The 13,843-nt window shown below is 39.4% G+C and carries 6 protein-coding genes; 1 reads left to right on the top strand and 5 read right to left on the bottom strand.

The features are described from left to right. Positions 1-89: 89 nt before the first annotated feature. The 5 genes from GM418_RS25090 to GM418_RS25070 form a co-directional block, all read right to left on the bottom strand. A complete protein-coding gene (locus tag GM418_RS25090; RefSeq protein ID WP_158870065.1) occupies positions 90-2,405 on the bottom strand; it encodes a beta-N-acetylhexosaminidase family protein in 2,316 nt (771 codons plus the stop codon). Positions 2,406-2,459: 54 nt separating this feature from the next. Continuing rightward, entirely contained in the window at positions 2,460-5,495 is a 3,036-nt protein-coding gene (locus GM418_RS25085; protein WP_158870063.1) for a GH92 family glycosyl hydrolase, read from the bottom strand. Positions 5,496-5,642: 147 nt separating this feature from the next. Continuing rightward, positions 5,643-7,043 (bottom strand): COX20 family protein, encoded by a 1,401-nt coding sequence (locus tag GM418_RS25080; RefSeq protein WP_158870061.1) that lies wholly within the window; start codon positions 7,041-7,043, stop codon positions 5,643-5,645. 91 nt (positions 7,044-7,134) lie between these two features. After that, positions 7,135-8,394 (bottom strand): MFS transporter, encoded by a 1,260-nt coding sequence (locus GM418_RS25075; RefSeq protein ID WP_158870059.1) that lies wholly within the window; start codon positions 8,392-8,394, stop codon positions 7,135-7,137. A 123-nt stretch (positions 8,395-8,517) separates the two neighbouring features. Beyond that, on the bottom strand, positions 8,518-11,217 hold the full coding sequence (locus tag GM418_RS25070) for a glycoside hydrolase family 2 protein (protein WP_158870057.1): 2,700 nt from the start codon (positions 11,215-11,217) through the stop codon (positions 8,518-8,520). 209 nt (positions 11,218-11,426) lie between these two features. Here GM418_RS25070 and GM418_RS25065 point away from each other — a divergent pair, with 209 nt between their 5' ends. Continuing rightward, positions 11,427-13,802, top strand: coding sequence for a GH92 family glycosyl hydrolase (locus GM418_RS25065; RefSeq protein WP_158870055.1), 2,376 nt, complete (start codon positions 11,427-11,429; stop codon positions 13,800-13,802). Positions 13,803-13,843 lie beyond the last annotated feature (41 nt).

The raw sequence follows: 13,843 nt of genomic DNA, 5'->3' as shown, positions 1-13,843 counted from the left end.
CAAATAATTAGTGTTGTTGTTTTTAGAAATCTAAAGATACGGTTCTTTGCACTTAAATAAATCTGAATAGTATTTTTATAATATTAAACTTACTTCTTAATCAACCAAAGCTCTGTTAGCTCAGGGTCCCCCCAATTCAAAGTAATTTTACCGCTCCTTACTGCCTCTGCAGGTACGTGATATTTCACCACAGCACCTTTTTTATCGCTAAAAACAAAGGGATCCACCCAGGTTCCATTCACCTGAATTTGCGCAACTCGATAGCCGGTAACCCACACATCATATTCAGCAGATGAATCAATATTATCATACACTGCTGCGATCGGCTTATCCATACTTACCAGCCACGAGAGCCGCAAACGATTAAATCCTTCATCCCAATACCAGTAGCCCGGATTTGGGTTTCGTTCCATTAATGGATCAGTATCAAGCCCCTCTCCTCTTACCACATGATTAGAACGATCCAAGGTTCCCAAATCATCGTAAAAACTACCCTCTCCGGGATTCTCCCAGTTGCGAATCATTTCTAATCGTTCAATTTTTTCTTCCTCGGAAGGTAATTTTGAAATCCGGGCAAACTCGTCCACCAACCAAAGGCGGTTATTCATTGGCAAGTCGAGGTAGTCAATGATGGCACCGCGATTCAAGCCAATCGCGTGATATTTTTTTACACTGGTTTGGTATCCCATGGAATCATAAAGAAATTGTGCTGATTTTTCGATTTCTGCTTTTAAATCAGAAGCTGCCGGCTCAGTTATGGCAAGATTCAGAATTTCTTCCGATTTCTTCATCGCTTCGTCAGCGCTTGTTTCTGATGCTTTGCCAAGCACCTGGTTCACCTGCTCCTCCAATCCACGTTCATAAATCACCCGGTTTCGGATATAGGCATCATACCTGGCTCTCAACATAAACAGCTGCCAACGCCAATTAGCTTCTAATTCAGGCGCCATTTGGTTCAAAGATTCCCAAAAACGAAGCGTGGTTTCAACTGAACCTTTTTGAGCAAGTGGTCCAACCCAATTATCTTCAAGGGCAAAAATTCCGTCAGCCACAGATTCAGCCAAATCGGCCCGGAAAAAGTAGCGGCCATAATCTTTTAAAATTCCCCGAATATCTGCTTTTTGATTCCAGGCTTTGGCACTCCATAATACTTTATTTAAATCGTCGTGCATTCCGTCCGAATACGAAATAAATCCATCGGTATAAGGAGCCGACCAATTGTGAATTGTTGAATAATAAAGCGGTTGTGGATTTGGACACTCTCTACCCAATGTACGGGCCAAAGCAGAATCCCACCACCCCACATCATACTGGCTGCGGCATGAATGTGTAATATCAGGATAGTCACGCAATCTATATTTTGCCGGTAGCCTTTTTCTCATTTCAGCAATTGGAGGAGTAGCCGGACCAAGAACCAAACCACCTAACCATTCCGGCATATTCGTATCTATATATTCAAATACATAATCAATTTTTTCCTGGTCAAAATCCTGAAGCGAAAGCCATAATTTGGCTTTTGGATGTTTTACTATCAGGTACTTGTAAAGCTCGGTCAAATAAGGCATTATCAATTTCGGGTGATTACTTCCGGGATCTCCGCCGGGAAGAAAGACACCATCCAGCCGGGGAGTTTCGTCGAACAGCTTTTTTTGTTTTAAAATAGCTTCCGTTCTTTTTTCAGTATCAGCCAAATCAAATCCGGCAGGTACCCATATCCAATAATCCAAATCATACTTATCACAAATCTGACTGATGATAATATTCATTTTCTCAGGTGTAACTTTCATCAACGATTCACCACCTGCATGTAAAGGAATATTTTCAATGCTATTGGTTCCAAACATTGCCAAATCACGAATATACTGTTCGTAAATTTCAGGCGTCCAGGCATCGTATGAATTAGCAGTTGCCCGGTAGCCAATCTGATGGCCACGAATCGGGTACTGTGGAGATGTAGTATAATCCATTTGTTCAGGCAATTGAACTTCTCCTATACTCCAATCCATCATTCGAAGAAATTTGCCCACTCCAAATAACACACCCCGGGCATCCATAGCAGAAACAGAAATACGATAACCACCGTCTTCCTTGTTTATTTTTAGATTGTATCCTTCCGGGTTAAGACCATTAGATTTAAAACGATTACCGGACGACAAAAAAATAGCATTTTTATAACTTCTCTGCTTTGTATCTATTATCCATTTTAATCCGGTACGTTTTTCAACCTCTTCGTTTAAAACCTGCGCAGCCACAATTTCAGCCTTATTATTTTTATTTCTAACCACAATAACAGCATCTTTCATACTGCTCTTATCTATGTATGATGCATAAGTAGAAATTTGCATTAACAAAAGAACCAGAACCTGCATCTGCCAGGAAAAAAACAACCGCGAAATAGTCTTCATAAAAATTCTAATTTACATATACCCTTCTTTATTTTTATCCACAACCTTTGTCTGTTACTTCATATGAAATAATACTTTCGGCGGGATTTCCTGTTTCTCAATACCCGGGCCTTCCCACGAAACTTTTAATCCATTCAAACCACCTTCCTGAAAATATTTGACTGAAATGGGATGAAGTCCGGTTTTTAGCTCAACCTTTTTCCCTACTTCCACAACCGGATGCAAACCATCGTTATTAATAATCATATTGTCGTCGATATACATTCTTCCACCGTCGTTTGTAGCCAGATAGAAAGTATATTCACCCGCCTGTTTTATATTGATGTAGCCTTCAAAATCAAACGAAAAGAATTGTTCCTTTTCCCTTGGCTCCATTGTAAAGGTTGGAACAACTCCGGTTTTTAGGGGAGTCACGTCCAGAAAATCGTTAACCATTCGGTAAATTCCCTGCGTATATTTATATGAAATACCGGGTTTTACTTCATTCATGCTCACCCTTTTTATCTCGCCCATTTTTTTAAAAACAGCCGTAGCGGTGAGACTGGCTTCATCTCCTTTAAATGCCTTCATTTTAACAGAAGTGTTTTTATTCACCACCAAACCATCTGTATAGAGTGAAGAATTCCTGGTTGGCTCAGAGTCATCCACCGTATAGCGGATTTCAGCGCCTTTGGTATCACAAACCATATTTACTGTACATTCTGTCTTAAATACCTTCTCTAAATTGCTAACGTAAGGAGTAGTTACAATTACCGGCACATCTTCTTTTAAAGGATATTCACTGTTCACAGCCCACTCTTTGTTAGGCTCAGGCCCCATAACCAGCTCCAGCTTGCCTCCTTTTGCCAGTTCCTCGTGACGGAACCAGAAATTGGTCAATTCTTTTCCGTTTAATTTGGCCGATTGAATGTATTTATTTTCAGTAGAAATATTCTTTGCTTCAATTACAAATTCTTTTCCTTTATAATAATTCTGGTCAAGTTGAATGGTAATCTTTTCAAAAACAGGACTTGAAATTTCATATACCGGATCAACAGAAGAACCACCATCCATTTCGAACAATCCCATAGCACTCATTACATAAAATGCGCCCATTTGGCCCTGATCTTCGTCGCCGTGGTAACCATCAATGGGACCAGTGCCAAAATAATTATCCAGTACTTCTCTTACCCAGAATTGCGTTAACCAGGGCTTGCGTGAATAATTAAACAACCAGGGAGCTTCCATATTCGGTTGGTTTCCAATATTTACATATTCGCTGGTGAAATGAGGATAGGAATTTTTAAATCCGTGCTCAAGTCTATCATTAAACTCATCCACTCCCATCAACTCAATTAAAGCCGAAACATCCTGCGGTACATACCAGCTAAACTGCCAGGCATTTGCTTCCACATAATTTTTAGAACCATAACCAAAATTCTGTCCCTGACCTCCGGCACCGGTACTTACTGAAAAGTCTTCGGTCCAGGGGCCACCGGCATATTTAGCCCGCATGTATCCTGTTGAAGGATCATAAACATTCCGATAATATTGAGCGCGTCTCATAAAATAATTATAGTCTTCAGTTTTGCCCAAAGCTTTTGCCATTTGTGCCACACACCAGTCGTCGTAAGCATACTCCAGGGTATTTGAAACAGGACCTTCATTGGCAGGAACAAAACCAATATCCATATAAGTTTTTAAATTTCGGTTCCCGACATATCCGCCACACTCGTGTGGCTTTCCGGGAATCATTTGAATTTCCTTCATCGCTTTGTAGGCTTTTTCTGCATCAAAACCACGAATTCCTTTTTGCCATGCCATTACAATAAAAGGCACCTGATGTGCCGCAACCATAATGCTTGAATATTCAAGTCCGCCGGGAGCATCTGCCAGCCAGCCACCGTCGTCGTATAATTCCAGCAACGAGTTCACCCATTGTTCTGTGTAATCGGGTGTTAACAAACTCCACAATTGATTTAAATTCCATGCCGAGCCCCAAAATGCATCGCAACCATAAATCGGACTATCCGGATTGGGTGCCTGCTGCACCTTTTCACACATATCCACGTATTTTCCGTTCACATCACTAAAAATGGAACGCGAACAATACGCACGGTACAAATTGGTGTAAAATTTAAGTTTATCCGTTTCAGAACCGCCTTTAACTTTTATCTTTTTCAGCAAGGTATTCCAAACATTCCTTGCATTATCACGTGCTTTATCAAAATCCCAGCCAAAAGGATCCATTTCGGTATTCAGGTTCAACCAGGCTTGTTCTGTACTTACATATGAAATGGCTGTTTTTAACAACACAACCTGATCATCTCCTAAATTGAATTCAAGAAAGGCCCCCATATCCAAGTCTTCTGAAATTTTAATATCCTCCGTATTTTCAAGAATATTTGTTCCGGTCCAGCCACCCATCGATTTAAAAGGACGGTTAAAACGAGCAGCGAAATGTAAGGTATATTCATTCCAATCGCCGGCTTCGCGCTGCACATATCCTTCAATTTCAGTATCACTTATTTTGCTGATTTCAGCTTTTATATTTTTTGAAGGTTCCTCTTCTGCCACTTTCAAATCGAAAAGCACCCGGCCGTTTTCTCCTTTTGGGAATGTATAACGCTGAAATCCTGCACGGGTAGTTGCCGTAAGTTCAGCAAGAATATTATAATCTTCCAGGATCGCCGAATAATAACCCGCTGTAGCAATAGTGTTATCATTGTTAATACGAGAACGATATCCGGCATCCGGATCTTCTGAAGTCCCGGGAGCTATTTTTAATTCTCCGGTGGTAGGCATGGTAGTAAAACTTCCCATCATCCATGAATGTACATGCCCAAAGCCGGAAATGCTGTTTATTTTATATTCGTAGCCAGCTCCTAACTGATAATGTGTTTCATCGGTATTATCGGGACTCAGTTTCACCATACCAAAAGGCATGCTTGGTCCGGGATAGAGCATCCAGCGGGAAGAAGAAGTTCCCAATAAAGTATTCACATAGTCTACCGGTTGTTTTTCTTTTTGTAAACAACTTTGCAACAATACCACTCCAAAAACCAGAAATAGCTTAAATAACCTTACTTTAAAATATATGTATTCCTTCATTTTCGAAAACTATATAAAGCAGACCTACTCAATTTTCATTTACAAAACATGAGCAAATCTCGTTTTAAGACTGAATAATTTTAAAATTGTATTTTGTAAAAACATATGGTTTACAACCAATGTAAAAAGAAATCTTCAGATTAAATATTACATCAATTCCGCTTTAGGCTTTATTTTTGCGAATAAAAACCAGGTCAGAAAAGCAGCAGAAACAACAAAAAATAAGTCAACAACAAATCTTCCGCAAATTATTTGACAGAAAGTAAGTTCTTTTACGTTAAAATTTTCAGGATGGACAAACATTCGCAACACTGAAATTAAGATGCAAGACCAAATTAAAAGCAAAAATAGTTTTCTGACACTATTAGCTTTATTACTAAAGCTGGCAACTCCCCATGCTACGATTGCAGTTGTTAGAAATACCCAAAAAAAATGAAGGGTAAAGGGAGACCAAAAATTTATATCATTGTAAAAATCACGAAATAAATCGATAGCAGTATGGCAAAATGTTAACGTTATCCCAATTTGCCAGGCTGCTTTGGGGAAACGGATTAATACGATAATGAACAACAGCCCGACGAAAGCGTAATTAACAAGCAAGCGTGCAATTTCTTCTTTTATATTTCCACCGGCCATATTATTTACAATGACGGTGTTGGCAAACCACTCCATCACATTTGGAATTAACCAGTAAATAAGTAGTCCGGTGATTAAGACAACGGTCATTTCTTTCCAAACCGTAAATTTAACAGGCGTAATTTCTTTTATCTCTTTTATTTGTTGAACAAGGAATTCTTTACGACTAAGCCAGGAAGCATAGCCAAGAAAAGCACCCAATAAAAATCCGAAAGAAAATTCCATGGCTTTCCACCAACTGGAAAAAATTGCATCGGGTAAATAAACCCCTAATACAAGCCAAAAAGAACCTAAACCAAATCCCAAAGCTCCGCCAATCATTCCAAATAGCGCAAAACGTATAACCAATTTAAAATCCGGAGAAGAAATTTTTATTCGCAGATAAACCAAAAGTAATATCGCTGCTAAAAGAAGCCCTGCCCATGATTCAGCACGTGGATTTTCAGGGTCGGAGAAATAAATCAACATTGAGTCGTTAATGGTTTTAAACCCGATGAACATTCCTAAAATTATCAAAAGAGAAGCTGTAATAAATACTTTTTTAGATGTTTTATGAAATAGAAATCCCAGTGACAGGACAGCACCTCCGAGCAAACCCCACATCGCACCTTTTAAAGTAGTTCCTGTTGCACCCCACCAGATTGTTTCCGGGTCTCTGAGAATTCCCAGTGTTTGTCCGTAGGTCATTTCGCCTCCCATTCCAATTCCAAACACACCAAAAACTACCAGAATTGAAATCGACCATGCCGGTAATTCCAGAAGCATTCCGATACTTAAAGCAACCATTGCACCGGGTATCATCGCGCCAAACGGACCACCACCTATGTGACCGCGTAATCCCCACCCCAGCATCATCGCAATTGCCGGAAAAACAATATGCATCCACTTAGGAAATCTTTCACTTTTAATCATAATTTTTTGGTTTAGCTAAATTTTTATAAATCGGTTTTGATTTTTCTTAATACGTAATGAACTTAAAAACAATTACTAAACGACTTCAGCACTAAGCTTTCCGGGCAAATAATTCTTTCAGGCTTACGGTTTTATTATTTACGAGTGGTTTGGCCCAGAAACTAATGCTTAAAATATAACCCAGTGTTAAAAATATCAACATCATTCCTACACGCAGTGAAGAAAAGTCGCTGATAGCACCTATCACAATCTGAACAATAGCACCTCCGGCAATTCCGGTCATTAAGATACCTGCAAATGAGCCATGATGTTTAGCTACAGAATTTAATCCCAGCGAAACAATTGTCGGATACATTACTGAGAGAAAAAATCCGGAAACAGGCAGAGCCCACAAGGCAATATTAACACTGCCAAACAATCCTGCTGCCAAACAAATAATAGCCAAAATGGTAAACCAGCGCAAAATTTGTTTACTGTCGAACAATTTCATGAGAACCAAACCTAAAATTCCGCCCACTGTCATTAGTCCCCAGAAGTAAGAGACAGCATCGGCACCTGCAAGATCAGGATCGATATTATGGTATATATTCAAAAATTTCGACAACCAGTATGAAATTCCCTGTTCGGAGCCTACGTACATAAATATACCAAGAAAGTAAAGAATTACATACTTGTTTTTAATGAGTTCCAGAAAACTATCCTTTGAACCAACTTTTTCGTCTTCCTGTAATTCTACTTTTGGAAATTTTACAAAAAATATGATTACCCCCATCAAAATGGCAATAGCTGCGAAAGCCCAGTAAACAGAAACCCAGGACATGTTTTCCGGAACAAGTTGCGACATCAAATCAATCAGTGGTTTATTCAAATTTTTCTCATCGATATTCACAACGAAATAGGAATACATTTGCGGGCTGATAAAAGAAGCCAGTCCGAAAACCAACTGCCCCATTACGGAATAAAAGGCGTAATTAGCTTCACCTCCCGAGACACGCAACAGCGGATTTATTACGACCTGCAAAGCAGCCATTCCGGCTCCGATAGTGAATAAAGAAACGATAAACACATCAAAAACAGGAAAAACAGCAAACACCAACGAAGCTGCAAAGGCCATTATAAAGGCCAGAATCATTATTCTTTTTTCGCCATATTTTTCCACAAAAAAACCAAAGGGAATTGACATTACGCCATAGGCAATAAAAAAAGCAAAAGGCAGCAGTCCGGCAAGCGTTTCAGTAAGCGTAAAGCTCACAGACACTTTTTGATTTAGCGCGCCTAAAATATTGGTAAGAAATGAAATGACAAAAAACACCAACATTATCAGAACGACCAATAGATTTTTTTTCTTCATAACAAGACAGTTAAAATCATATTCTTAATATCTACGCAGTTCAGTAACGACACAATTGCAATTCGTTGCAAAAAATGGCGCTGACTTTTTTGGACCATTTTCTTTTCGGCAAAATCAAACGATCTACTTTAAAACTATTGCATCCACATTCCATGCTTTTACTTTTAGTTCAGGCTTATTATCGCTTGCATCAGAAAGGAAATACTTTGCCTGGTATTCGCGCTCTTCTCCGGGTAATAATGTAATATAATTATCGTCCCAGTAAACGGGTAAAACAGGTTTGTTGGTTTCCGGGTCAGTTACGTCGAAGAATACAAAAAAGGCAATCGCATCCGACGGATTTTTTACTTTTAAATTTACCATCCCAAACTGATTATCCTTCAGGAAGGTGTATTCATAATCCAACTCAACATTAGGAAGCTGGTTCAGACTCGTATAATCGGCATAAGCTTTAGGAGGAGTAAAAAATGGCCACTCTAATTTTTTTGCCGCTTCATAATCCAGTTCATCCTTTTTAAAAGAAAGCCAGTAAATGCTGTTGTCCACTTCAATATTGTTTTCATCAAACACTCTCAAGTCAAGAAAATACACCGGAGTTCGATTCTCTATTTCAGGTAATTTGTAAATAAACTTTGAGATGTTTGTTTTTACACTTCCTTTCCATTCGTCGCTAAAAATTTCTTTTGATTCAATATCAAACACCTTGATTTTGACGGTCAGATTATTTGCATCATTTAAATCTTCGTTGGCAATATAAATATCATCAAATCCATAGCGATAAATTGCGTGGATTGGATTACAAGCTTTACGCACCCCGTAAAAAGAACCATTGGGTTGCAGGTAAGTATCATAAAGCTGCCAGTACAATTCGGGCCAGGCAGAGTTTAGCATCCACTGGACAAGACCTGTGCTTTTGGGTTTGTGCGCCACAAATGCTTCAAACATCGGGCGCATCAGCTCATAGTTGCTTAACTGACATTTAAAAGCAAATTCTTCAACACTGTTTGATTTTCCGTACCGCTCGTCCATCGCCTTGCGAAACCTGTCAAGTGTTTTGAACTGGTTTCTACCGGTATGATACTCCCAGTATTTTTTATCGATTGGCCAAAGGCTTTCTTCCGGCAGCATCTTTTTTAATGAAGCCAGAGGTGGAATACTTGGCCCGGGACAGGTTTCGGTATTAAAACCATAACCACCTCCGAGCATCGAGTCGGTAAACCAGTATACCGGTGGAGTATATGCGTAAGGCCCCAGCATTTTCATCCCGGTTGGTCCGCTTATATCGCTAACAAGGGGAACCTCTGCAACTATCTTATTATCTTCAGTTCCTGCTCCACCGGCAGAAGTTACATATGTCCTGGAAGGATCGTATTCCTTAAACAATTCGATGTATTTTCGCTCCAGTTTTGGTGCAGGAAGTTTATCGCTCCCGAGCATCCATACATATATACTTGGGTGGTTTCGCAGCCACAACATTTGGTCTTTCCAACTGGCTTCCATCAGATTGATATCTTCGTCATTGGTTGCACCACCATATTTTTCATGAGTTGGTTTTAACAAATACTCCTCCCACTCCCAATGGCAATTCCAACCTATCATTACCAAAATACCGTACTCATCACAGAGGTTATATAATGTCTCATCCTTTCCCCAAAAACCTTCACAACGGATACTGTTCATGTTCATGTGCCGAACATATCTCAGCTGGGCTTCTACCGATTTGGGTGTATCCTGCAGCAATACGTCATCCGTCCATCCGCCACCTTTAATAAGGACAAACCTTCCGTTTACTTCAAAGGCCCTGTTTTTATCTTTGTTCAGATAACTGTTGATTTCCCTTATCCCATATTTTTTTTCAACCTTGTCAATTATCTTATTGTCTGATATAAACTCCACAGTCAACGGGTATAAATTTGGAGCCCCCATACCATTTGGCCACCAAAGATTTACATCTTTTACAGCAAGTTGGCTGAATTCCTGCGGCTCAAATTTGACATTAACGTTTTTACCAGGTTCCAGGGTAATTTCTTTTTCCACTACACCCAACTCATAATTAACACGCAGCGTTCCGGTTATCGATTTTTCAGAACTGTTTACCAGTTCCGTTTGAACATATAAATCAGCATCTTTAAGTGTTTCTTTGTTTACTTTCGAATAGACAAACGGACTCCTGATTTTTACTCCTTCATTCACTTCCAGAAAAACCTCTCTGAAAATGCCCAAATTCCGGTCGCGGGGTAAAGGGTTCCAGTCAACAAATCCGATGGAATACTCTCCGTCGGCATGTTGCCACATTTTAAGCGCCATTGTATTTTCACCCTTCTGTACAAAATCGCTGATATCAAAACTAAACATGCGATAAGTTCCGGCAAATTTGTCCTTTCCCACCACTTTTTTTCCGTTTATCCATAAATCAGCACGGTAGTTAATTCCGTTAAACCGCAAACTGATTATTTTACCTATATCTTCTGATTCTATCTGGAACGATGTACGAAACCACCACGGAACTTTAAACTGTTCAGGATCTACTTTTTGCATGTTAATTCCAAAATATGGATCCTCAATTACACCATTTGATGCCATACTTCCCAAAACAGTTCCGGGAACATTGGCTTTGTGCCAGGAACTGTCGTCAAAACCACTTTCTGAAATGATTTCATCTTCAACACCGCCAAGCATTTCGTCAGACTGCATCGTCCAGCCGGAATTCATGTTTTCTATGCGATAGGTTTCTTCTTTTTTGACATCATCACAAGAGGTAAATAAAATCGAGACAACTGATATAAATCCCAAATATTTGCTAAATCGATTTAATATTTTCATAAAATTTTTTTGAAAAAGAAAATTACTATAAACTTTGCGCAGAGCTTTACTCCAACAAAATAAGTTTTATTAAAAGACAAAAACTTCGTTTATATTAATCAAATTACATTATCTTTTAACCCATCAATAAAAAATTAAAATATAATTTCGCAAAAAAGGTTAAGATTCTTTTTATTACATTCTGTAAACAATAACTAAAACTCAACATCATGCAGCTACGCATATTATTACTTACACTGTTTTTTTCGCTTTACGCTGTTTGTGCAAACTCAGGCCCGGTGAACAAAGAGAAAAAACCTTCTGATTATGTAAATCCATTTCTTGGAACAGATTTTTTCGGACATACGTTTCCGGGAGCATCTCTCCCCTATGCCATGGTTCATTTAAGCCCGGATACTGATACAAAAGGATGGACTTACTGTGCCGGCTATGTTTATTCTGATAACTCAATCATGGGATTTAGCCACACCCACTGGAGTGGAGTTGGCATGGTAAACGGTGGTGATATTTTACTGATGCCTGTTGTAGGAGATAAACTGCAAATTACTCCCGGAACAAAAGAAAATCCGGATTCCGGTTATCGTTCAAGATATAGTCATGACAATGAAACCGCCTCTCCCGGATATTACTCAGTATTTTTGGAAGATTACAAAATAAAAGCAGAACTAACAACAACCCAACGCACCGGTTTTCACAGATATACTTTTCCCAAGGCGGACAATGCCAAAATTATTCTTGATTTAGGCCACCAGATTGGAGATATGAGTTCGGGCGAAATCTCAAAATTTAAAATCGCAGATAATAATCGTATTGAAGGTGAAAGAAGCTCCGGGCTAGGCAAAGTTTATTTTGTGGCAGAATTTAGCAAACCTTTTCGCTACTACGGAACTTTTGATGCATCGTATATTACACCTGAATCGGGCGGAAGCATTTTTCCATACAAAAACGCTGAAAACGGTGATAAAATTGGGGCATTTGTTAGCTATAAAACAGAAGAAAACGAGCAGATTCTTATAAGAGTTGGCATTTCATACACCAGTGTGGAAGGTGCAAGAAAAAATCTGCAATCAGAAATAGCAGACTGGAATTTTGACGCGGTAAAAGGTAACGCAGAAAAAACATGGAACAAAGAACTTTCGAGAATTGAAATTGATGGAGCGACCGATGATCAAAAAGAAATTTTTTATACTTCGTTGTACCACTCATTTCTTGCACAGTACATTTCACAGGATGTTGATGGAAAATATGTTGGTTCGGACGGAAAAATTCATGAAGCCAAAGGATTTGATTTTTACGGTTCGTTTTCCTGTTGGGATACCTATCGATCGCAACATCCCCTGCTTACTTTAACGGCTCCTGAGCATGTAAATGATTTTATAAAATCGATTGTCGCCAAGGTTGAAAACTATCAGTGGTTACCTGCTCAACATTTTCTGAATGTTTTTGGCGAATCGATGGTTGGCGACCATTTGATTCCCGTAATTGTAGATGCCTATACAAAAGGGTATCGCGACTATGACGTAAAAAAGCTTTACACCGCAATGCGCAAAAAAGCAATGGAGAACCCGCAAGATCCGGTCCCAGGCCACGCAGGCCGTTCAGGTTTGGATTATTATAAAGAATTGGGCTATACTCCGGTTGACAAAGTTACCGAGTCGGTACCTAATACGCTTGAACTTGCTTATGACGATTGGTGCATTGCGCAGCTTGCCAAAGAACTGGGCAAGAAAGAAGATTACGAAATGTTTATGAGGAGAGCAAAGAACTATACCAATGTATGGGATCCGGAAAGCCAGTTTATGCGTCCTAAAAATGCCGACGGAACCTGGCTGGAAGCATTAAACGGGAAGGAACAGGAAATTGTTAAGGCGGGAAAACATTCCTATTACAAATATTTTGATCCGCTTTTGGTCGGACGGCGTCCTAACCGGTATTATACTGAATCAAATGCCTGGCAATACATTTGGTCTGTTCAACACGATATAAAAGGTTTGATTGATTTATTTGGCAATGAGAAAGCTTTTATAAAAAAACTGGATACTTTTTTTGAAATGAGTCCGGTTATTACTCCGCCTAAATATGTTGGTGTTGTTGGAACAATCGGGCAATACGTTCACGGAAACCAGCCTTCTCATCATGTAGCTTACTTATACAACTACGCAAGTCAACCCTGGAAAACACAACAGCGCGTGCGTCAGGTTTGCGAAGAACTTTACAGAAGCGGCCCGGGAGGTTTGTGTGGAAACGAAGACATGGGGTCGTTGTCATCATGGTATGTTTTGAGTTCGATGGGATTTTATGCAGTAACTCCCGGCCTGCCTGTTTACACCGTTGGGAGTCCTTTGTTTGGGAAAGCCACTTTAGATGTTGGCAATGGTAAAAGTTTTACAATCACAGCAGAAAATAATTCAGAAACAAATAAATATATACAATCAGCAACACTCAATGGAGAATCATTCAATCGCACATGGATTACACAGGAAGAGATTACAAATGGTGGTGAGCTTGTTTTTAAAATGGGTCCGGAGCCCAATAAAAAATGGGGAACCGGGAAAAATGCACTTCCTCCGTCGATGACAGACTAAACCTTAAATTATAAATAGCTACAAAAACTTTTTGCAGAATT

It is taken from the genome of Maribellus comscasis (assembly GCF_009762775.1).
Classification (GTDB): Bacteria; Bacteroidota; Bacteroidia; order Bacteroidales; family Prolixibacteraceae; genus Draconibacterium; species Draconibacterium comscasis.
The sequence above is the reverse complement of the archived record's forward strand: the minus strand, read 5'-3'. Positions and strand labels throughout refer to the sequence as shown.

What these genes read in the sequence shown, in the direction of transcription:
- GM418_RS25085 (WP_158870063.1), bottom strand. Translation starts at nt 5,495, where the DNA reads ATGAAGGAATACATATATTTTAAAGTAAGGTTATTTAAGCTATTTCTG.
- GM418_RS25075 (WP_158870059.1), bottom strand. Translation starts at nt 8,394, where the DNA reads ATGAAGAAAAAAAATCTATTGGTCGTTCTGATAATGTTGGTGTTTTTT.
- GM418_RS25090 (WP_158870065.1), bottom strand. Translation starts at nt 2,405, where the DNA reads ATGAAGACTATTTCGCGGTTGTTTTTTTCCTGGCAGATGCAGGTTCTG.
- GM418_RS25065 (WP_158870055.1), top strand. Translation starts at nt 11,427, where the DNA reads ATGCAGCTACGCATATTATTACTTACACTGTTTTTTTCGCTTTACGCT.
- GM418_RS25080 (WP_158870061.1), bottom strand. Translation starts at nt 7,043, where the DNA reads ATGATTAAAAGTGAAAGATTTCCTAAGTGGATGCATATTGTTTTTCCG.
- GM418_RS25070 (WP_158870057.1), bottom strand. Translation starts at nt 11,217, where the DNA reads ATGAAAATATTAAATCGATTTAGCAAATATTTGGGATTTATATCAGTT.